24 protein-coding genes and 2 pseudogenes are annotated in these 21178 nt (G+C 48.1%); 13 read left to right on the top strand and 13 right to left on the bottom strand.

Annotated elements, in window-relative coordinates; translation table 11 throughout:
• The first annotated feature begins 106 nt into the window (after positions 1-106).
• Positions 107-1102, top strand: coding sequence for a glyceraldehyde-3-phosphate dehydrogenase (gene gapA / locus A1SC_RS18155; RefSeq protein WP_000153502.1), 996 nt, complete (start codon positions 107-109; stop codon positions 1100-1102).
• Between the two features lie 83 nt (positions 1103-1185).
• Positions 1186-2070 carry a D-hexose-6-phosphate mutarotase gene (locus A1SC_RS18160; protein ID WP_016261957.1) on the top strand — a complete coding sequence of 295 codons (885 nt, stop codon included), beginning with the start codon at positions 1186-1188 and terminating at the stop codon, positions 2068-2070.
• Positions 2071-2120: 50 nt separating this feature from the next.
• On the opposite strand, the gene yeaE is transcribed toward A1SC_RS18160, so the two are convergent.
• Positions 2121-2975 (bottom strand): methylglyoxal reductase YeaE, encoded by an 855-nt coding sequence (yeaE, locus tag A1SC_RS18165; RefSeq protein ID WP_001186329.1) that lies wholly within the window; start codon positions 2973-2975, stop codon positions 2121-2123.
• An 89-nt stretch (positions 2976-3064) separates the two neighbouring features.
• Positions 3065-3811, bottom strand: a complete 747-nt coding sequence (mipA, locus tag A1SC_RS18170) for a scaffolding protein MipA (RefSeq protein WP_000163778.1) — start codon at positions 3809-3811, stop codon at positions 3065-3067.
• Between the two features lie 435 nt (positions 3812-4246).
• Here mipA and yeaG point away from each other — a divergent pair, with 435 nt between their 5' ends.
• The 5 genes from yeaG to yeaK all read left to right on the top strand — a co-directional run bounded on the left by yeaG (position 4247) and on the right by yeaK (position 11427).
• Positions 4247-6181 (top strand): protein kinase YeaG, encoded by a 1935-nt coding sequence (yeaG, locus tag A1SC_RS18175; protein WP_001019882.1) that lies wholly within the window; start codon positions 4247-4249, stop codon positions 6179-6181.
• A gap of 123 nt (positions 6182-6304) precedes the next feature.
• Positions 6305-7588 carry a YeaH/YhbH family protein gene (locus A1SC_RS18180; protein ID WP_000219671.1) on the top strand — a complete coding sequence of 428 codons (1284 nt, stop codon included), beginning with the start codon at positions 6305-6307 and terminating at the stop codon, positions 7586-7588.
• A 278-nt stretch (positions 7589-7866) separates the two neighbouring features.
• Entirely contained in the window at positions 7867-9210 is a 1344-nt protein-coding gene (locus A1SC_RS18185) for a sensor domain-containing diguanylate cyclase (protein WP_001516280.1), read from the top strand.
• A gap of 180 nt (positions 9211-9390) precedes the next feature.
• On the top strand, positions 9391-10881 hold the full coding sequence (gene dgcJ / locus A1SC_RS18190) for a diguanylate cyclase DgcJ (RefSeq protein WP_001516279.1): 1491 nt from the start codon (positions 9391-9393) through the stop codon (positions 10879-10881).
• 42 nt (positions 10882-10923) lie between these two features.
• Complete coding sequence (gene yeaK, locus A1SC_RS18195; RefSeq protein ID WP_016248639.1) at positions 10924-11427, top strand: mischarged aminoacyl-tRNA deacylase; 504 nt, start codon at positions 10924-10926, stop codon at positions 11425-11427.
• On the opposite strand, the gene yoaI is transcribed toward yeaK, so the two are convergent.
• The gene (gene yoaI / locus A1SC_RS22705) at positions 11428-11532 is read right to left on the bottom strand and encodes a small membrane protein YoaI (protein WP_050558860.1); all 105 of its coding nucleotides are present in this window, start codon (positions 11530-11532) and stop codon (positions 11428-11430) included. It abuts the gene before it with no gap.
• A 168-nt stretch (positions 11533-11700) separates the two neighbouring features.
• On the opposite strand from yoaI, the gene A1SC_RS18200 reads away from it, so the two are divergent.
• Positions 11701-12147, top strand: a complete 447-nt coding sequence (locus tag A1SC_RS18200; RefSeq protein WP_001516278.1) for a DUF441 domain-containing protein — start codon at positions 11701-11703, stop codon at positions 12145-12147.
• Between the two features lie 97 nt (positions 12148-12244).
• The gene (locus tag A1SC_RS18205) at positions 12245-12592 is read left to right on the top strand and encodes a DUF488 domain-containing protein (protein ID WP_010376127.1); all 348 of its coding nucleotides are present in this window, start codon (positions 12245-12247) and stop codon (positions 12590-12592) included.
• Between the two features lie 21 nt (positions 12593-12613).
• On the opposite strand, the gene A1SC_RS18210 is transcribed toward A1SC_RS18205, so the two are convergent.
• Positions 12614-12868 carry a putative hemolysin gene (locus A1SC_RS18210; RefSeq protein ID WP_016261956.1) on the bottom strand — a complete coding sequence of 85 codons (255 nt, stop codon included), beginning with the start codon at positions 12866-12868 and terminating at the stop codon, positions 12614-12616.
• A 184-nt stretch (positions 12869-13052) separates the two neighbouring features.
• Here A1SC_RS18210 and A1SC_RS18215 point away from each other — a divergent pair, with 184 nt between their 5' ends.
• Genes A1SC_RS18215 through yoaJ form a run of 3 tightly spaced genes read left to right on the top strand, consistent with a single transcriptional unit; the run spans position 13053 to position 14286 of the window.
• Positions 13053-14078 (top strand): sensor domain-containing diguanylate cyclase, encoded by a 1026-nt coding sequence (locus A1SC_RS18215; protein WP_001516275.1) that lies wholly within the window; start codon positions 13053-13055, stop codon positions 14076-14078.
• 32 nt (positions 14079-14110) lie between these two features.
• Positions 14111-14209: a YoaK family small membrane protein gene (locus A1SC_RS0121255; protein ID WP_001219350.1), complete on the top strand. Its 99-nt coding sequence runs from the start codon at positions 14111-14113 to the stop codon at positions 14207-14209.
• A 2-nt stretch (positions 14210-14211) separates the two neighbouring features.
• Entirely contained in the window at positions 14212-14286 is a 75-nt protein-coding gene (gene yoaJ, locus A1SC_RS24415; protein WP_001386836.1) for a protein YoaJ, read from the top strand.
• A 58-nt stretch (positions 14287-14344) separates the two neighbouring features.
• Here the strand turns inward: yoaJ and A1SC_RS18220 are convergent, their stop codons facing one another.
• The 5 genes and pseudogenes from A1SC_RS18220 to A1SC_RS0121250 form a co-directional block, all read right to left on the bottom strand.
• Positions 14345-14593, bottom strand: a complete 249-nt coding sequence (locus A1SC_RS18220; protein ID WP_000512152.1) for a GlsB/YeaQ/YmgE family stress response membrane protein — start codon at positions 14591-14593, stop codon at positions 14345-14347.
• 148 nt (positions 14594-14741) lie between these two features.
• Positions 14742-14924: a DUF1869 domain-containing protein gene (locus tag A1SC_RS18225; protein WP_000513737.1), complete on the bottom strand. Its 183-nt coding sequence runs from the start codon at positions 14922-14924 to the stop codon at positions 14742-14744.
• Positions 14925-14927: 3 nt separating this feature from the next.
• Positions 14928-15287 carry a DUF1971 domain-containing protein YeaR gene (yeaR, locus tag A1SC_RS18230; RefSeq protein ID WP_000939314.1) on the bottom strand — a complete coding sequence of 120 codons (360 nt, stop codon included), beginning with the start codon at positions 15285-15287 and terminating at the stop codon, positions 14928-14930.
• A 171-nt stretch (positions 15288-15458) separates the two neighbouring features.
• Positions 15459-16097, bottom strand: a complete 639-nt coding sequence (gene leuE / locus A1SC_RS18235) for a leucine efflux protein LeuE (protein ID WP_000457213.1) — start codon at positions 16095-16097, stop codon at positions 15459-15461.
• Positions 16098-16223: 126 nt separating this feature from the next.
• A pseudogene (locus A1SC_RS0121250) lies at positions 16224-16544 on the bottom strand (LysR substrate-binding domain-containing protein); the annotation flags it as partial.
• 1 nt (position 16545) lies between these two features.
• Between A1SC_RS0121250 and A1SC_RS25720 the strand changes: the two are divergent.
• A pseudogene (locus A1SC_RS25720) lies at positions 16546-16656 on the top strand (tartrate dehydrogenase); the annotation flags it as partial.
• A gap of 97 nt (positions 16657-16753) precedes the next feature.
• On the opposite strand, the gene rnd reads toward A1SC_RS25720, so the two are convergent.
• From rnd to tsaB, 4 genes are all read right to left on the bottom strand, one after another.
• Positions 16754-17869: a ribonuclease D gene (gene rnd, locus A1SC_RS18240; protein ID WP_001516274.1), complete on the bottom strand. Its 1116-nt coding sequence runs from the start codon at positions 17867-17869 to the stop codon at positions 16754-16756.
• Positions 17870-17950: 81 nt separating this feature from the next.
• Positions 17951-19636, bottom strand: a complete 1686-nt coding sequence (fadD, locus tag A1SC_RS18245) for a long-chain-fatty-acid--CoA ligase FadD (protein WP_010376141.1) — start codon at positions 19634-19636, stop codon at positions 17951-17953.
• A gap of 204 nt (positions 19637-19840) precedes the next feature.
• Positions 19841-20422 (bottom strand): Slp family lipoprotein YeaY, encoded by a 582-nt coding sequence (yeaY, locus tag A1SC_RS18250; protein ID WP_000290579.1) that lies wholly within the window; start codon positions 20420-20422, stop codon positions 19841-19843.
• Positions 20423-20461: 39 nt separating this feature from the next.
• On the bottom strand, positions 20462-21157 hold the full coding sequence (tsaB, locus tag A1SC_RS18255; RefSeq protein WP_016261955.1) for a tRNA (adenosine(37)-N6)-threonylcarbamoyltransferase complex dimerization subunit type 1 TsaB: 696 nt from the start codon (positions 21155-21157) through the stop codon (positions 20462-20464).
• Between the last annotated feature and the right edge of the window lie 21 nt (positions 21158-21178).

The raw sequence follows: 21178 nt of genomic DNA, 5'->3' as shown, positions 1-21178 counted from the left end.
GGATTGATTTGTCGCAATGATTGACACGATTCCGCTTGACGCTGCGTAAGGTTTTTGTAATTTTACAGGCAACCTTTTATTCACTAACAAATAGCTGGTGGAATATATGACTATCAAAGTAGGTATCAACGGTTTTGGCCGTATCGGTCGCATTGTTTTCCGTGCTGCTCAGAAACGTTCTGACATTGAGATCGTTGCAATCAACGACCTGTTAGACGCTGATTACATGGCATACATGCTGAAATATGACTCCACTCACGGTCGTTTCGACGGCACCGTTGAAGTGAAAGACGGTCATCTGATCGTAAACGGTAAAAAAATCCGTGTTACCGCTGAACGTGATCCGGCTAACCTGAAATGGGACGAAGTTGGTGTTGACGTTGTCGCTGAAGCAACTGGTCTGTTCCTGACTGACGAAACTGCTCGTAAACACATCACCGCTGGTGCGAAAAAAGTGGTTATGACTGGTCCGTCTAAAGACAACACTCCGATGTTCGTTAAAGGCGCTAACTTCGACAAATATGCTGGCCAGGACATCGTTTCTAACGCTTCCTGCACCACCAACTGCCTGGCTCCGCTGGCTAAAGTTATCAACGATAACTTCGGCATCATCGAAGGTCTGATGACCACCGTTCACGCTACTACCGCTACTCAGAAAACCGTTGACGGCCCGTCTCACAAAGACTGGCGCGGCGGCCGTGGCGCTTCCCAGAACATCATCCCGTCCTCTACCGGTGCTGCTAAAGCTGTAGGTAAAGTACTGCCAGAACTGAATGGCAAACTGACTGGTATGGCGTTCCGTGTTCCGACTCCGAACGTATCCGTCGTTGACCTGACCGTTCGTCTGGAAAAAGCTGCAACTTACGAGCAGATCAAAGCTGCCGTTAAAGCTGCTGCTGAAGGCGAAATGAAAGGCGTTCTGGGCTACACCGAAGATGACGTAGTATCTACCGATTTCAACGGCGAAGTTTGCACTTCCGTGTTCGATGCTAAAGCGGGTATCGCTCTGAACGACAACTTCGTGAAACTGGTATCCTGGTACGACAACGAAACCGGTTACTCCAACAAAGTTCTGGATCTGATCGCTCACATCTCCAAATAAGTTGAGATGACTCTGTGATCTAAAAAGAGCGACTTCGGTCGCTCTTTTTTTTACCTGATGAAATGAAGTTAAAGGACTGCGTCATGATTAAGAAAATTTTTGCCCTTCCGGTCATCGAACAAATTTCCCCTGTCCTCTCCCGTCGTAAACTGGATGAACTGAACCTTATTGTGGTCGATCATCCCCAGGTAAAAGCCTCTTTTGCATTACAGGGCGCACACCTTCTCTCCTGGAAACCTGCAGGTGAAGAAGACGTTCTGTGGTTGAGTAATAACACGCCGTTTAAAAATGGCGTCGCCATTCGCGGCGGCGTGCCGGTTTGTTGGCCGTGGTTTGGTCCGGCAGCACAGCAAGGTCTGCCTGCTCACGGTTTTGCCCGCATTCTGCCGTGGACGCTGAAATCGCACAGTGAAGATGCCGATGGCGTAGCGCTGACTTTTGAACTGACACAAAGCGACGAGACGAAAAAATACTGGCCGCACGACTTTACGCTGTTAGCGCATTTCCGCGTGGGTAAGACTTGTGAAATTGATCTTGAAGCGCACGGCGAATTTGAAACCACCTCTGCCCTGCATACCTACTTTAACGTGGGTGATATTGCTAAGGTGAGCGTCAGTGGCCTGGGCGATCGCTTCATTGATAAAGTCAATGACGCGAAAGAAGGCACTTTGACCGGGGGGATTCAGACATTCCCGGATCGTACCGATCGCGTGTATCTGAATCCGCAAGATTGTAGTGTGATTAATGACGAAGCGTTGAATCGCATTATTACCGTTGGTCACCAGCATCATCTGAACGTTGTTGGCTGGAATCCAGGTCCGGCGCTTTCAGTCAGCATGGGCGATATGCCAGATGACGGCTACAAAACCTTTGTCTGCGTAGAAACCGCTTACGCCTCTGAAGCACAAAAAACGTCCAAAGATATGCCCTCTCGTCTGGCACAATCCATCCGCGTTGCCAAACGCTAATCTGCGCTAGTTTTGTGTGCCGGATGCGATGTATCCGGCACTGCTCAGCATCACACCATATCCAGCGCAGTTTTTACTTTTGGTGCCGGATACGCTTTGTCCAGCATCGCTAATTCTTCTGGCGAAAGCACAATCTCCAGCACAGCCGCATTTTGTTGAACATGCGCGATAGTTGCCGCTTTTGGAATCGCCATCACGCCTTGATGGCTGATTACCCACGCCAGCAGAACTTGCGCCGCGCTGACATTGTGGGCATGTGCGATTTCGTTGACGACCGCGTTTTTTAGCAGTCCATTGCGCAACCGCCCAGCCTGGGCTAACGGGCTGTAAGCCATCACCGGCATCTGCTGTTGCTGGCACCAGGGGAGTAAATCGAACTCAATACCCCGTGAGCCAAGATGATAAAGCACCTGATTAGTCGCACACTGATTTCCCCCCGGCACCTGCCAGAGCTCCTGCATATCGGCATAATCAAGATTAGAAACGCCCCAGCGGCGGATTTTGCCCTGGGCGATCAATTTTTCCATCGCGGCAACAGTTTCTTCAAAAGCGAAACTGCCAGACCAGTGTAATAAATAAAGATCGAGATAATCGGTATTAAGACGGCGTAAGCTGGCTTCGCAGGCATTAATCGCTTTTTGTCCGCCAGCATTCCACGGATAGACCTTAGAGACGAGAAAGGCCTTATCACGCAGGCCAGTTAATGCTTCACCAACTACCTTTTCAGCACCACCGTCCGCATACATTTCGGCGGTATCAATGAGGGTTAAACCGAGTTCAATGCCCGCGCGCAGTGCAGCGACTTCTGTTTTGCGCTGACTGACATCTTCGCCCATAAACCATGTTCCCTGCCCTATGGCTGGCACTGAGTCCCCATCACTAAACTGAATCATTTTTTGTTGCATTGTTTCCTCCCAGGTTACGCACCACCGTAATGCAAAACAGGGCGTGACGCCCTGTTTTTATGCACAAAATGCCCTGGAAAGATGCACTATCAGAATTTGTAGGTGATCCCGGTCGAAATCAGACCTGTCCAGGACTTATCAACCATCGGGCTATCGGTAACTTCATCGGACAGACGGGTGTAGCGCGCAGTACCGTAAATGCTCCAGTCGCCCATGAAGTTGTAGTTGGCGCTCAGTTCCAGATACGGACTCCAGCTATCATTCGGGTTATAGCCACGCAGACCGCTGCGCGCAGACTCTTTACGCGATACGCCATAATAGTATTCGTTATGGTTTTCGCTGTTCCACTGCACACCGATACCCGGGGTCAGAGTCAGACCACCGTTAGTGTAACGGTACAACCAGGCCGTATCCCAGACGATACCGTTGCTGTTATCCAGTGTGTCGGCTGCCAGAGAGGTACGCAGATAACCGTACTGGGTAAAGTGAGCGTAGGACAGACCGGCCATCATAGTGCTCTTACGGTCATCCAGGTGGCGCATCTGGTGGTTGCCACTGTCTTTAGCTTTGAAGTAGAGCGGCGACCAGTAAGCGGTAATCGAAAGTTTATCCGTTGCATCGTTCCACAGGTAGTAACCACCACCTAAGCCACGGAACCAGAAGTTATCGCCTTCATAGTTGATTACCGGTACTGGGTAAACATCGGTATCGTAATCTTTATAAGGGTGTTCAACGACACCTACGCCTGCGCCCAGGGAAAATTTACCTTCAGCGTGTGCTACGCCTGCAGACGTTGCGATAAGCACTCCAAGTGCCAGAAGTTTGAGTTTGGTCACAATTAATCATTCCTTAAACAAATGTTTAGCGGGCGACAAAGTTTACCCGTCAATACATCGAAACCCAACCTTTTTACATTTTCATTTCTAAAGGTAACTGTTTAATTTTCCTGACGCTGGTGACATCAGGCTTACACCTGAATGAATTTTGCATTACCGACGGCAATATTCTTTACATTAGTTATGCAATTTTTATGGGTGAGTTGTTGATATGCCATTGAAATCCAGAAAGCCGTGCAGGCAAGTTTTCCATTTGCCATCTACGCTTAATTTTGAAGGTGTATCACCGGGCACGTTCTTCTCGCAGTCGGTAAGATGGCATGAGAGTTGCTGTGTTTTAGCAAGAGACGTCGTTCAGTTTACCTCTTCCGGGAGCCTCTACTATTCATATGAACGGCTCTTAACCTGTGCTAAAAAACGAAAGGACGGCATACCATGAATATATTCGATCACTATCGCCAGCGATATGAAGCTGCCAAGGACGAAGAGTTCACACTGCAGGAGTTTCTTACCACTTGTCGGCAAGATCGCAGTGCTTATGCCAACGCGGCTGAGCGGCTACTGATGGCTATTGGTGAGCCTGTCATGGTCGATACAGCCCAGGAACCCAGACTTTCTCGACTCTTCTCGAACCGGGTCATCGCACGTTATCCGGCGTTTGAAGAGTTTTACGGCATGGAAGACGCGATTGAACAGATTGTCTCTTATCTGAAACACGCGGCTCAGGGGCTGGAAGAGAAGAAACAAATTCTGTATCTGCTGGGGCCTGTGGGTGGGGGGAAATCGTCGCTTGCGGAGCGACTGAAATCATTAATGCAACTCGTGCCTATTTATGTATTGAGCGCCAATGGTGAGCGCAGCCCGGTCAACGATCATCCGTTCTGTCTGTTCAATCCACAGGAAGATGCGCAGATCCTCGAAAAAGAGTACGGCATTCCGCGCCGCTACCTCGGCACTATCATGTCGCCGTGGGCCGCGAAGCGCCTGCATGAATTTGGTGGCGATATCACTAAATTTCGGGTTGTGAAGGTCTGGCCGTCGATTCTACAACAAATTGCCATCGCTAAAACGGAGCCCGGCGATGAGAACAACCAGGATATCTCAGCGCTGGTAGGGAAAGTCGATATTCGTAAGCTCGAACACTACGCGCAGAACGATCCAGACGCCTATGGTTATTCCGGTGCGCTGTGCCGCGCCAACCAGGGGATCATGGAATTTGTCGAGATGTTTAAAGCACCGATTAAAGTGCTGCATCCTCTGTTGACCGCCACCCAGGAAGGCAACTACAACGGGACGGAAGGTATCTCCGCCCTGCCGTTCAACGGGATTATTCTCGCCCACTCGAACGAATCCGAATGGGTCACTTTCCGTAACAATAAAAACAACGAGGCCTTCCTCGACCGTGTCTATATCGTGAAGGTGCCGTACTGCTTGCGCATTTCCGAAGAGATTAAAATCTACGAGAAATTACTTAATCATAGTGAACTGACTCACGCACCATGCGCACCTGGCACGCTGGAAACTCTGTCACGTTTTTCCATTCTTTCGCGTCTGAAAGAGCCAGAAAACTCCAGCATTTATTCAAAGATGCGCGTTTATGATGGCGAAAGTCTGAAAGATACCGATCCGAAAGCCAAATCGTATCAGGAGTATCGGGATTACGCGGGCGTCGATGAAGGGATGAACGGTCTGTCCACACGTTTTGCGTTTAAGATCCTCTCTCGCGTGTTCAACTTCGATCACGTGGAAGTGGCAGCTAACCCGGTCCATCTGTTCTACGTTCTTGAACAGCAGATTGAGCGCGAGCAGTTCCCGCAAGAGCAGGCAGAACGCTATCTGGAGTTCCTGAAAGGTTATCTGATCCCGAAATATGCCGAGTTTATCGGCAAAGAGATCCAGACGGCTTATCTGGAGTCTTATTCCGAATATGGACAGAACATTTTCGATCGTTATGTCACCTATGCGGATTTCTGGATCCAGGATCAGGAGTATCGCGACCCGGATACCGGTCAGTTGTTTGATCGCGAGTCGCTGAACGCCGAGCTGGAGAAAATCGAAAAACCAGCGGGGATCAGCAATCCGAAAGATTTCCGTAACGAGATTGTCAACTTCGTGCTGCGCGCCAGAGCAAATAACAGCGGACGCAATCCGAACTGGACCAGTTATGAAAAACTGCGCACGGTTATTGAGAAAAAAATGTTTTCCAATACCGAAGAATTACTGCCAGTCATTTCGTTTAACGCTAAAACCTCAACCGACGAGCAGAAGAAACACGACGATTTTGTCGACCGTATGATGGAGAAAGGCTACACCCGTAAACAGGTGCGTTTACTGTGCGAATGGTATTTGCGCGTACGTAAATCCTCTTAACAACCATGGCCCGGAGCACATGCTCATGGGCCTACAACGACAGCGAACCGTAGGCCGGATAAGCGAAGCGTGTCCGGCAATACAGGTGCAGCATACAGTTGGCAAATGCAGTACGGGGGGCATATGACCTGGTTTATTGACCGGCGTCTGAACGGCAAAAACAAAAGCATGGTGAATCGCCAGCGTTTTTTACGCCGTTATAAAGCGCAAATTAAACAGTCGATCTCCGAGGCCATTAATAAGCGTTCGGTGACTGACGTCGACAGCGGCGAGTCCGTCTCCATTCCAACGGAAGATATTAGCGAACCGATGTTTCATCAGGGGCGTGGCGGCCTGCGCCATCGCGTTCACCCGGGTAACGACCATTTCATCCAGAACGATCGCATTGAACGTCCCCAGGGCGGCAGCGGCGGTTCCGGTAGTGGTCAGGGCCAGGCTAGTCAGGACGGTGAAGGTCAGGATGAATTTGTCTTCCAGATTTCGAAAGACGAATATCTCGACCTGCTGTTTGAAGATTTAGCCTTACCGAATTTAAAACAGAACCAGCAACGCCAATTGACCGAGTTTAAAACGCATCGGGCGGGTTATACCGCTAACGGCGTTCCGGCCAATATCAGCGTGGTGCGTTCATTGCAAAACTCACTGGCGAGACGTACCGCGATGACCGCAGGTAAACGGCGGGAACTTCATGCTCTGGAAGAAGATTTGGCAATCATCAGCAACAGTGAACCTGCGCAATTGCTGGAAGAGGAACGGCTACGCAAAGAGATTGCCGAATTACGCGCCAAAATTGAACGCGTTCCGTTCATCGACACCTTCGATTTACGTTATAAGAACTACGAAAAACGACCCGATCCCTCCAGTCAGGCGGTAATGTTTTGTCTGATGGACGTTTCTGGTTCAATGGATCAATCCACCAAAGATATGGCCAAACGTTTTTATATTTTGCTGTATCTGTTCCTGAGCAGAACTTACAAGAACGTGGAGGTCGTTTACATCCGCCACCATACCCAGGCGAAAGAAGTCGATGAACATGAGTTTTTCTACTCGCAGGAAACGGGTGGCACCATTGTTTCCAGCGCTCTGAAACTGATGGATGAGGTGGTGAAAGAGCGTTATAACCCGGCACAATGGAATATTTATGCCGCGCAGGCGTCGGACGGTGATAACTGGGCCGATGACTCTCCGCTTTGCCATGAAATTCTGGCGAAAAAATTGTTGCCCGTTGTTCGTTATTACAGCTATATCGAAATTACCCGTCGCGCTCATCAGACATTGTGGCGGGAATATGAGCATCTGCAATCTACATTCGAAAACTTTGCGATGCAGCATATCCGCGATCAGGATGATATTTATCCGGTGTTTCGCGAACTATTTCATAAACAAAATGCAACTACTAAAGACTAAAACCATCAGCCAGGTCATTATTCCCTGGCTGATTTTTAGTTAATTGTAAATACAGTTATTTATTATCTACATTAGCTTACAAACAACTTAAATATAACAGCGTAACCTTTACAGAACTTAGTTTCATGAAACAATCATTCGGAAAAATGATTCTGTTAGCACGCTTTTCTCAATGCTATACTTTAATTCTTTTTTACTGATAATGATAATTGATCCCGGTCAAAACTCCATTTCTCTGCAATCAATAAAATCGACTACTCAGATTGCTCTCCTTTTTTATGGTTCCCATGGGTACACAAAAATTAAAAGCACACAGCTTTTTTATTTTCAGCTTACTATTGACATTAATTTTATTTTGCATTACCACCTTATATAATGAAAACGCTAATATAAAGCTCATCCCTCAGATGAACTACCTGATGGTCGTTGTGGCTTTATTTTTCCTTAACGCCGTCATTTTCCTTTTCATGTTAATGAAGTATTTTACTAATCGAGATATTTTCCCAACCCTAATTTTAAGTCTTGCTTTTTTAAGTGGCCTTGTCTATTTAACTGAAACGATCGTTATTATTCACAAGCCTATCAGCGATAGTACGCTGATCCAGACGAAATCGAATGACGTTTCCATTTTCTATCTTTTTCGCCAACTAAGTTTTATTAGCTTAGCATCGCTGGCTCTTTTCTGTTATGACCGAAACAGCATTCTGACAAACAACAAGAAAAAAACATGCATCCTGTTGCTGGCACTAATACCTTTTATGTTGTTTCCATTACTGGCGCACAACCTGAGCAGTTATAATCCTGACTATGCCTTATATGTCGTAGATTACTGCCCGAATAATAATACTGCGAGTTGGGGTATTAACTACACCAAGATTCTGGTTTGTCTGTGGGCATGTTTACTATTTTTTATTATCACACGGACAGGTTTAGCGAGCGAACTTTGGCCGTCAATCGCGTTATTATGTCTGGCCTCACTCTGTTGTAACTTGTTGCTACTGACTCTGGATGAATATAATTACACCATCTGGTATATCAGCCGCGGTATTGAGGTTTCCAGTAAACTGTTTGTGGTTTCTTTCCTGATTTATAACATTTTTCAGGAACTACAACTTGCCAGTAAACTGGCGGTTTATGATGTACTGACCAATATTTATAACCGCCGTCACTTTTTCAACAGTGTAGAGTCATTACTCTCTCGCCCTGTTGTGAAGGATTTTTGTATCATGCTGGTAGATATTAACCAGTTCAAACGCATAAATGCTCAGTGGGGTCATCATGTGGGCGATAAAGTTCTGGTTTCAATTGTCGATATTATCCAGCAAAGTATCCGCCCCGATGACATCTTCGCGCGTCTGGAAGGTGAAGAGTTCGGTTTACTATTTACCGAATTGAATGCTGCCCAGGCAAAAATTATCGCCGATCGGGTGCGTAAAAATGTCGAACTACTGACCGGTTTTAGTAATAGATATAATGTCCCTGAACAAATGACCATCAGCATTGGCTGTGTTTTTTCCACTGGCGACACGCGTAATATCTCGCTTGTCATGACGGAAGCTGATAAAGCGTTACGAGAAGCGAAAAATGATGGTGGCAACAAAGTGATTATTCATTATATTTGAGTGCAAAATTATTCACAGCCATGCGTTTTGCGTGGCTTTGGCATACAATTTATTATCAATACCCCTAAATTTCCCCTCCCCAGCGGCGCAGAGATGAGTATAATTAGCGCCCCTGTACCAGGCCGCAATCGAACTTTATCTGGTTTTCTCGTTTCACTAACCGAAGGAGTGCCATTTATCATGAAATTGCACCATAGAATGCTCCGGCATTTTATCGCCGCAAGTGTCATTGTGCTGACATCTTCCTTCCTTATTTTTGAACTTGTCGCCAGCGACAGGGCAATGAGTGCTTATTTGCGCTATATCGTCCAGAAAGCAGATTCCTCCTTTCTCTACGACAAGTATCAAAATCAGAGTATCGCCGCACATGTGATGCGCGCGCTTGCTGCGAAACAGTCTGAGGTGTCGCCAGAACAGCGACGTGCCATCTGTGAAGCTTTTGAATCTGCCAACAATACCCATGGCTTAAACCTGACAGCCCATACTTACGCGGGTTTACACGGAACATTGCAGACTGCATCCACTGACTGCGACACGATTGTGGAAGCTGCGGCGCTATTACCGGCATTTGATCAGGCAGTTGAAGGCAACCGCCATCAGGATGATTATGGTTCCGGTCTTGGCATGGCCGAAGAGAAATTTCACTATTATCTCGATCTCAATGACCGCTATGTCTATTTTTATGAGCCAGTCAATGTTGAGTACTTCGCGATGAATAACTGGTCCTTCCTGCAATCAGGAAGCATTGGCATTGATCGTAAAGATATTGAAAAAGTGTTTACCGGACGTACTGTGTTATCGAGCATTTACCAGGATCAGCGTACTAAACAGAACGTGATGAGTTTGCTGACACCAGTTTATGTTGCAAGGCAGTTAAAAGGTATTGTACTGCTGGATATTAATAAGAATAATCTACGAAATATCTTTTACACTCATGATCGCCCTCTCCTCTGGCGTTTTCTTAATGTCACGCTAACCGATACAGATTCGGGACGGGACATTATTATCAACCAGAGCGAAGATAACCTGTTTCAGTATGTCAGTTACGTCCACGACTTACCTGGCGGTATTCGCGTTTCGTTATCCATTGATATTCTTTACTTTATCACGTCTTCGTGGAAAAGCGTTCTGTTCTGGATTTTGACAGCGTTAATTTTGCTGAATATGGTCCGGATGCACTTCCGCTTGTACCAGAACGTGACGCGCGAAAATATCAGTGATGCGATGACCGGACTGTATAATCGCAAAATATTAACGCCTGAACTGGAGCAGCGTTTGCAGAAACTGGTGCAATCCGGTTCTTCTGTCATGTTTATTGCAATTGACATGGACAAGTTAAAGCAAATTAATGACACCCTTGGTCATCAGGAGGGCGATTTAGCGATTACATTATTAGCCCAGGCGATTAAGCAGTCGATTCGTAAAAGCGATTATGCCATCCGTCTCGGTGGCGATGAATTTTGCATCATTCTGGTCGATTCGACGCCGCAAATTGCCGCGCAACTGCCTGAACGTATCGAAAAACGCCTGCAACATATCGCGCCGAAGAAAGAGATCGGCTTCTCTTCCGGTATTTACGCGATGAAAGAAAACGATACGTTACATGATGCGTATAAAGCTTCTGATGAACGTTTATATGTCAATAAGCAGAACAAAAACAGCCGTTCATGATAATCTTCTGTGGTTATTTGGTTATAATTCCAGGAGCGTGAAATGACTGAAATGACTAAAGGAAGCGTGACGCATCAGCGGTTAATCGCTTTATTATCACAAGAAGGTGCTAACTACCGCATCGTTACCCACGAAGCGGTAGGTAAATGCGAAGCGGTGTCAGAAATTCGTGGCACCGCTTTGGGTCAGGGAGCTAAAGCACTGGTGTGTAAAGTCAAAGGTAATGGCGTAAATCAGCATGTTCTGGCGATCCTCGCAGCCGATCAACAGGCTGATCTTAGTAAACTCGCCAGTCACATCGGTGGGCTACGCGCTTCGCTGGCCAGCCCGGCGGAAGTCGATGAACTGACAGGCTGTGTCTTTGGCGCTATCCCCCCCTTCAGCTTCCACCCAAAACTCAAACTGGTTGCCGACCCACTACTCTTTGAGCGATTCGATGAGATTGCCTTCAACGCAGGCATGCTGGATAAATCTGTAATTCTGAACACCACAGATTACTTGCGCATTGCGCAACCAGAACTGGTCAAATTCCGCCGTACTGCGTAACTAGCTGGTCCGTTCAATAAGCAGAACGGACAGTACTAACACAACTGCAATGGCAAAAAACGATGACGTGATAATCAGTGTCTCAACGAGCATTTGATCGTTCATGGTTTTCCCCCAGAAGATACCTGTTTTCACGTTATTGTTAGCGTGTACAAGTGGCAATTTGATGACAAATTGCCTGATTTTTTATGCATAACACGTAATTTTTTCTGCTTCCTTTCAGCAGCAGGCGTAAAGTAGGCGGGGTTATTATTTTTTGGCAAGGAAACCACGATGTTTGATGTCACTTTGCTGATCCTGCTCGGCTTAGCTGCGCTGGGCTTTATCAGCCACAACACCACTGTCGCCGTTTCAATTCTGGTGTTGATCATTGTCCGCGTCACACCGTTAAGCACCTTTTTTCCGTGGATCGAAAAACAGGGACTGAGTATCGGGATAATCATTCTGACCATTGGCGTAATGGCCCCTATTGCCAGCGGAACACTGCCCCCCTCGACACTGATTCACTCGTTTCTGAACTGGAAATCGCTGGTAGCGATTGCCGTGGGAGTGATTGTCTCCTGGCTTGGAGGACGCGGCGTGACGTTAATGGGCAGCCAGCCGCAACTGGTCGCCGGGCTGCTGGTAGGCACAATTTTAGGTGTGGCACTGTTTCGCGGTGTACCGGTCGGCCCGCTTATTGCCGCGGGACTGGTCTCTCTGATCATCGGGAAACAGTAGACTGTTTTCGAACTCAGAACTGGCACAACAAAAAACCAACAGCCACAAAGTGCTATAGTGACGTGGTAAATCATGCGTGAAAGGGAGAACAAACACGATGAATATTCAGTGTAAACGCGTTTATGATCCGGCTGAACAGAGCGATGGTTATCGCGTACTGGTCGACCGCCTCTGGCCGCGTGGTATCAAAAAAACTGATTTAGCATTTGATGAGTGGGATAAAGAGATCACACCATCAACAGAGTTGCGCAAAGCCTTTCACGGAGAAGTGGTCGATTTTAAAACCTTTCGCGAACAATATCTTGCTGAACTGGCGCAACACGAGCCGGAAGGGAAACGGCTGGCGGAAATCGCTCAAAAACAGCCGCTGACCCTGCTCTACTCGGCAAAAAATACCACGCAAAACCATGCACTGGTCCTGGCCGACTGGCTACGCAGCTTGTGATTTTAGCATGGCATCCGGCTGTTATTTTTCACCAGCCGGATGATCCCGCCGCCATAACGCCCATTCATCAATCGTTTCACCACCCGGCAATTTGCAATTGTTACTGACCCCTTGCGGTGTCTGCACCGGAATGAGCGTACCGCCTTTCTGCTGACAGTAGACCGAAGCCGGATTCGCCATGCCAACCTGCGGCGGTTTTGGCGCATCCGGCTGAGAAGTAGTTGAACACCCTGCCAGAATTAGCAGGCAAGGCAGAGCAAAACTGTGAATTTTCATATATTGATCCCGCACATTTATCTACGCCTTAGAATATCGCGGTATCGTTTTGTTTTGCAGCACTATTTCTTTTACATTCACTTAAAATATATTACAGCTAGTTTCATCTTCGTTGATGATGTTTTATCATGCCTGTAAAGATTAAATAATCAGCATTTTACCCGCAGCATCCTGGAGTTCTTTCGTGTCAGATCAGATCATTGCCCGCGTTTCGCAGTCACTCGCCTCAGAACATTCTCTCGAAAGTCTGGTTCGGCAGCTTCTGGAGATGCTGGAAATGGTCACCGACATGGAGTCGACTTATCTGACAAAAGTGGATATTGACGCGCGCCTGCAACATATTCTGTTCGCCCGTAATAGCCAGAAAATGCACATTCCGGAGAATTTTACTGTCTCGTGGGATTACTCGTTGTGCAAACGCGCCATTGATGAAAACTGTTTTTTCAGCGATGAAGTTCCCGATCGTTGGGGTGACTGCATCGCAGCCCGCAATCTCGGCATCACGACATTCCTGAGCACGCCGGTTCACTTACCGGATGGTTCATTCTATGGCACGCTTTGCGCCGCCAGCAGCGAGAAGCGTCCGTGGAGTGAGCGCGCAGAGCAGGTTTTACAGTTATTCGCCGGGCTGATTGCACAATATATTCAAAAAGAGGCGCTGGTTGAGCAATTACGTGAAGCCAATGCCGCTTTGATTGCGCAGTCGTATACTGACTCTTTAACTGGGCTACCTAATCGGCGGGCGATTTTTGATAACCTGAAGACGCTGTTTTCTCTTGCCCGGCATCTGAAGCGTAAAGCCATGATTGCCTTTATCGACCTGGATAACTTCAAACTAATCAATGACCGTTTTGGCCACAATAGCGGCGATCTGTTTCTTATTCAGGTTGGTGAGCGCCTCAATAAGCTGCATCAAAATGGCGAGATTATTGGTCGTCTCGGCGGCGATGAATTTTTAGTCGTATCTCTGGTTAATGAAAACGCGGATATCCCGTCACTGCGTGAGCGTATTCAACAGCAAATACGTGGAGAATATCACTTGGGCGATATTGAGCTGTTTTATCCTGGTGCCAGTCTTGGCATAGTTGAAGTGGATCCTGAAACAACCGACGCAGACAGTGCCCTGCACGCTGCCGATATCGCGATGTATCAGGAGAAAAAACACAAAGAGAAAACACCTTTTATCGCGCATTCAGACAGGCATTCCTGAGGCATATTCACATCCTTTTCTTTGGTGGTAACATGCGAATCGGTATTATCTTTCCCGTCGTAATCTTTATTACGGCAGTCGTATTTTTAGCGTGGTTTTTTATTGGCGGCTATGCGGCCCCAGGGGCATGAAGATGAAAAAAACAACGATTATCATGATGGGCGTGGCGATTATTGTCGTTCTTGGCACCGAGCTGGGATGGTGGTAACACTACGTCGGTAAAAATAGCAAAGGCTGCCTGTCGGCAGCCTTTGTGTTTTTCAGCATTAACTTTTGACTTTTCTGTAGATAAACAACACGACAAGCGCACCAATCACGGCAACAACAAAACTACCAAAGTTAAAGCCATCGACTTTGCCAAAACCAAACAGTGTACTGATCCATCCACCAACTACGGCACCGATAATTCCCAGCAGGATGGTCATAAAGAATCCACCACCATCTTTACCAGGCATGATCCACTTCGCCAGAATACCGGCAATAAGTCCAAAAATAATCCATGACAGAATGCCCATTGTTTCCTCACTTATCTGTTTTGCATTAGCGGGTTAGTCGCTGATAAAAAGCATAGCACAACATAAGAGAAGCAAGAATTGTGATGTGTGTCACAGAGGATTTTTTTTGCGATGGCGCTGAATTAGCGCCATCTGACATTAGCAATTATTACCAACCACAAACATCATGTTCGTTTTCCGTGTCATATGAACGCACGGTATTGACAAGATCTTTTATTACTTCAGCCGCCACTTCTGGCACCAGCAAGGTCATCGGCGTCTCTGTTTCGTAATCGACAGAAACACCATTACTGTTATTGGTGACGGTTACGGTATACGTTGCTTTGCCCATGATTCATTTCCCGCTATGAATGACTTTCCGTTGTTTTGCACCTTCCATCAGGACTTCAGGAGCAACGAAGAAGTCAATGTTGAAATAAGTATCGTCAGTCATGGCTTCAATATTGTGCCACTTTTCTGGCGGGAACACCGCGAATTGACCTGCTTCGATGAGGATCACCTGATCAGGTTCTGCGCTGTGTTCATCGGCGTAGCCGAGATATTTGACCGCCCCATGCATAACGGACAGGCGTGGATAAACACCCGGACGCGTTCCTTTATCAAGATGACGTTCGAATATTCCGGCAGGCGCAGTTTGTTTATTCCAGAAAGGTGTTGAGCGCGTATGAATGTAGTTCTGTGGGATTTGCAGCATCCTTTTCCCTCCTTCAGTAAATATGCTGAAAACCATTTATTTCAGCCGTTTCAGAGTACGCCTGATAATTTGCATTTTAAATACCATTTATTGGTTACTTTTTAGCATCATCAAACGGTGAATACAGATGCATTTCAGGAGGGAAGCCCGCAGCATCGCGGGCTGAAAGCATTAAGACTGCAGCGTCGCCAGTCGTGCGGCAAAACCAACAAACATCAGACCAATCAGCGAGTTGCCCACTTTGGCTAGTTTCTTCTTGGTGCGAATGTATTGCGTGACAAATGCACCTGAAATAATCAGGAAGCTCAAATAACAGAAGCTTACCAATTCCAGTGTTGTCGCCAAAATAAAGAATGAAATCCCAGTATGTGGCGCATTGACATCAATAAACTGTACGAAAAACGACACATAGAACAAAATGGCTTTCGGATTGGTCAGACTCAAAATTAATGCGCGCTTGAAGATGGCACCATATTGTGGCTCATCTGATTTAGCCTCGTTATTTTTACCTTTCAGGGTGGCGTAAAGAATTTTACCCCCCAGATAGAGCAAATAAAACGCGCCAAGATAACGTACGATATTGAATAATATCGGTGTGGTCTTAATTAAGGTTGCGACACCAGCCCACGCCAGAAACATCAATACCGCGTCACCGATAAATACACCGCAGGCCGCAAGATAACCGCCTTTCACTCCACTGCTGACGCTATTTTTAAGCACAAACAGGGTATTCGGCCCAGGCACCAACACGATAAAAATGGCACCAACCAGATAGGTCCAGTAATTCAGAACCCCATATTCTGCGAACACATTAACCTCTTTAATTCTCTTTGGATCATGCGCGATTAAAGGTGAATATGCTAACCAATCCGCAACGGCTTAGAAAGGAGAAAATCAGGGTTTAACCTGACAATAACTGGACAATTGAATTGTTATTCATGCCTGGTCCAGTGAAAAATTCGGATAGTGTTGGGAAAAATACTGGCGTAAAAACTCTACCGTTATCCGCACCTTCGCTGACATCGCCAGCCTTGATACATATACCACCCAGACATTCGCTGGCTGGTAATATTCCGGTAGCACTTGCGCTAAATGACCACTGGCAATATTTTCACTGACATCCCACCAGGAGCGCAGCGCAATCCCCTGGCCATCGAGGCACCACTGATGCACAATTTCCCCATGGTTAGACAACATCGGCCCGGTAACTTTAATCGTATGCTGCCCTTCTTTATTGCACAATTGCCAGACACCAAACCTGGCAGCGATTGAAGAAGTGATTACTCACGGGCCAAAAACACCGGATATGAAAGGCAATGCCACCACGCCACAATTTACTGACGCTATTTGCAAAATTATTTTGCGTTAAGGTCAAACCAGTTTATTTGAACCGACTGGTGTTGGATTTGTAGTTTATCCGAAGCCGGATGCAGCGCATAACGCACCTTGTCCGGCTTACGCACGTTTTATTGCGGATATTCCTGCAATAAATTGTGTAATGCTTCCGCCATCAGCGCACCACGCCAGCCGGAAATCAGCTCTGGCAAATTATTCTGTGGTTTTAATTTCCAGTGCCAGTTCAGCAGTTGGTTGATTTGCCGACGCGATGCCAGCAATTCGACGCTGATCTTGTGCGTTTCACTCACGTCAGTAATCAGCGACTTAATCGCTTTAAACGCTTTGCGATAACCGGGCATATCCATCAGGTTAAGCATCGGCTGCGGCAAGGCCTCTTCTGGCAATGCCTGCGCTTTCTCTACCAGCGCCAGCAACGTCTTACCGTGGAAGCGGATTTCGCTACCGGATAAGCCCAGGCTATCCAGCTCGCCCAGACTGCCCGGCATATAACGCGCTACCGACCACAAATGTTCTTCACGCACGACAAAGTTCACCGCCAGATCGCGCTCCCGAGCCTTACGCAGCCGCCAGTCGGCTAGCAGTTGCAGACAGGCGAGTTGGCGCGTGCGTAATTGCCAGGCATTGGTGATATCACGCCATGCGTCTTCTGGCGCAACGATCTCCTGACGACGCGTTTGCATCAGGCGGCATTCATCCAGTGCCGCAGGTAGCCAACCAGAGGCTTCCGTTTCAACCATCAGCTTTGCGGCGATCGGTAACAGATACCAGACGTCCGCCGCCGCGTATTCGCATTGACGCTCGGTTAGCGGTCTGGCCAGCCAGTCGGTGCGCGATTCGCTCTTGTCGAGCGTAACGCCGGAATACTCTTCCACCATAGAGGCAAAGCCCCATGACATCGGGCGTCCACAGAATGCGGCGAGGATTTGCGTGTCAATCAGAGGTTGTGGTAACTCACCAAAGACATTGAGGAACACTTCCAGATCTTCACTGCCCGCATGGAGAAATTTGGTGATGGAAGGATCGCGCAGGATCGCTTTCAGCGGTGACCAGTCGGTGATCCCGAGTGGATCGATTAGCGCCAGATGTTCGCCATCAAAAAGTTGAATCAACCCAAGTTGCGGGTAATAGGTGCGCGTACGTACAAATTCAGTATCCAGGGCTATCGCCGGAAAGGCACGGACGGCTTCACACAAAGAAGCCAGCGCATCGTCCGTGGTAATCATTTGGTAATTCAAATTGTATTCTCTTTAGTGGGCGTCAAAAAAAACGCCGGATTAACCGGCGTCTGACGACTGACTTAACGCTCAGGCTTTATTGTCCACTTTGCCGCGCGCTTCGTCACGTAATTCTCGTCGCAAAATTTTTCCGACGTTAGATTTCGGTAACTCATCACGAAACTCCACCAGCTTCGGTACTTTATAGCCTGTGAGCTGACGGCGGCAAAAAGTCACCAGTGATTCTTCCGTGAGTGACGAGTCTTTTTTCACCACGAAGATTTTCACCGCTTCACCGCTGGAACCGGAAGGTACGCCAACAGCCGCCACTTCCTGTACACCTGGGTGCTGCATGACCACATCTTCAATCTCATTGGGGTAGACGTTAAAGCCAGAAACCAGAATCATGTCTTTTTTACGATCGACAATGCGCAGGAATCCTTCTTCATCCATCACCGCGATGTCGCCGGTGTGTAACCAGCCATTTTTGATGATTTCATCGGTAGCATCCGGACGCTGCCAGTAGCCCAGCATCACCTGCGGCCCTTTGACACAAAGCTCACCCGGTTGACCCGGCGGTACTTCGTTATCGTCGTCATCAACCAACTTGGCTTCGGTCGACGGCACCGGCAAACCAATGCTACCGCTATGATAATCAATATCATACGGGTTAACGCTGACCAGCGGTGCACACTCGGTCAGGCCATAACCTTCCAGCAGATATTGTCCGGTCAGTTTCACCCAGCGTTCTGCCACCACTTGCTGAACAGGCATCCCACCACCAGCGGAAAGATGCAGACTGGAGAAATCCAGTTGCTGGAATTCTTTATTGTTCAGCAACGCGTTGAACAACGTGTTAACGCCGGTGATCGCGGTAAACGGATATTTCGCCAGCTCTTTCACCAGCCCCGGAATATCACGTGGGTTAGTAATAAGCAGATTCTGCCCGCCCAGTTCGATAAACAGCAGGCAGTTAATGGTCAATGCGAAAATGTGATACAGCGGCAATGCCGTCACCACCAGCTCTTTACCCGGATACAACAGCGGCCCGTAGGTCGCGTTAACCTGTTCCAGATTTGCCAGCATGTTGCGGTGAGTCAGCATTGCGCCTTTCGCTACGCCAGTGGTGCCGCCGGTGTATTGCAGGAAGGCTAAATCTTCCGGCACCAGTTCAGGTTTTACATACTGCATCCGGTAACCATTATGCAGAGCGCTACGAAATGAAATGGCATCTGGCAGATGATATTTCGGCACCAGACGCTTGATGTATTTAACAACGAAGTTAACCAGCGTCCCTTTCGCCGTAGAAAGCTGATCGCCCATACGTGTCAGAATCACGTGCTGGACAGCGGTTTTATCAACCACTTTTTCCAGGGTATGGGCAAAGTTGGACACGATGACAATCGCAGATGCGCCGCTGTCGTTGAGCTGATGCTCAAGCTCGCGCGGGGTATATAACGGATTGACGTTTACGACGATCATCCCGGCGCGCAAAATGCCGAACAGCGCCACCGGATATTGCAATAAGTTAGGCATCATCAGCGCAACGCGATCGCCCTTCTTCAGCCCCAGCCCTTGTTGTAAATACGCGGCGAACGCACGACTGCGCTCTTCCAGTTTGCGGAAGGTCATCACCTCCCCCATATTCACAAACGCGGGCTTGTCGGCATAGCGCGCGACCGATTGCTCAAACATATCTACCAGAGATTGATAACGGTCAGGGTTGATCTCCGTCGGAACATCCGCGGGATAACGGTTAAGCCAAACCTTCTTCAATTCTTCACCTCTAAAATGCGTGTTCGTCGTCATCGCAACCCCAAGTGATATACATGTTATTAACATAATATTAACTCATCATACCAGCTTGATAATTCCCCAACGAAAAGGTTGCGAAGCGCGTCACTATTTATTTTTATCTTTACTCTAAGAATGCAGAAACAGCGGACCAGCCGCTGTTTCTTTTTCTTTAAAAACAAGCAATTATTCAGTTACAACTGTTTGTACTCTTGCAGGGCCGGGATTATACCAGCCCCATCCGCCGTAGCCATAGGGCCAGCCACGGCCACCATAAAACCACGGATCAATCGGCTGCGGCGGCATAATCACCTGCTGGGTTAAATGCCAACGCTTATAGCCCGTTACCTGCATAACCATAAATTTATAGGGTGTATTGCCGATTTTACCGTCAACCGTACCGGTGATTGGCCCGACAACCGTCACCAGTTGTCCGCGGAAATCAACTGGATCAAGAAAACCGTTCACATCGGCATAAATGCGCCCGCGAGAAGGTTCCCCCAACGTCGGCCTGGCTCCGCTATCGAGCGGTACGGTGGCAATTTCCAGACGGGTTTTCCCCTGCTGGTTTTGTACCGCGACCACTTTGCCGCCAAAGCGCGCTTCCTGACCAACATACAATTGCGGCGCGCTCATCACCCGAACTAAATCTTGTTGCGGCGTGGGACTGCTGCCTTTAATGGCATCCGGCACAGTGACACAACCGCTCAACATTAGCGCAAACGTACCTGCCAGTATGCCTTTGATAACATTCTTTTGAACCGCCATGATGCGACTCCTTTTTTTCTCAGGGCATACTCTTAAGATTCATTCTTTGCCCGGAAGTTTCTTCCACGCGACGTTGTTACGCAAATAAACCGGCTCGGCATGTTCCACTGCCACCGTTTTGCCTTCAGCAAAGAGCTGGCAGGCAATCGGCAGCATATCTTCTGCGGCGGGCAGTAACACTTCGCCATCGCGCAAAAGCAGCCCGCTCTCTTTACCGAGATCCGGCCAGGCTTGCCAGCCTGTCCCCACCGTCACCCATTCACCGGAAAGCTGCTGCATCCGCTCATGAACGAGTTCTGGTTTGAGTACAGCTTCGGTTTCTTCACCGTGCCAGATACCATTTTCATCACGCTGATATTCGGCCCAGTAAACTTCGCCCATTCGCGCGTCAATGGCCGCCAGCACGCGGGTCGCGCCATTTTTGCGCCATGTCCCTTGCGCCATGGTCATTAGCGTGGAGACGCCAATCATCGGCAGCTCCGCGCCAAGCGCCAGCCCTTGTGCAATACCAATACCGATACGCACACCGGTGAAGCTACCGGGACCACGCCCGTAAGCTAATGCGTTTATGTTAGTCAGGGAGGTTCCGCTGGTGGTCAGGATATCCTGCACCATCGGTAAGATTCGTTGAGTATGTTCACGTGGGCAAAGCTCAAAATGAGCGTTGACAGTGCCGTCATTCCACAGGGCGACAGAGCAGGCCTCTGTCGCGGTATCGATAGCCAGAATTCGCATGGGTCTTCGTGCTTAGATCAA

The organism is Escherichia sp. KTE52 (assembly GCF_000408325.1).
GTDB lineage: Bacteria > Pseudomonadota > Gammaproteobacteria > Enterobacterales > Enterobacteriaceae > Escherichia > Escherichia marmotae.
The sequence above is the reverse complement of the archived record's forward strand: the minus strand, read 5'-3'. Positions and strand labels throughout refer to the sequence as shown.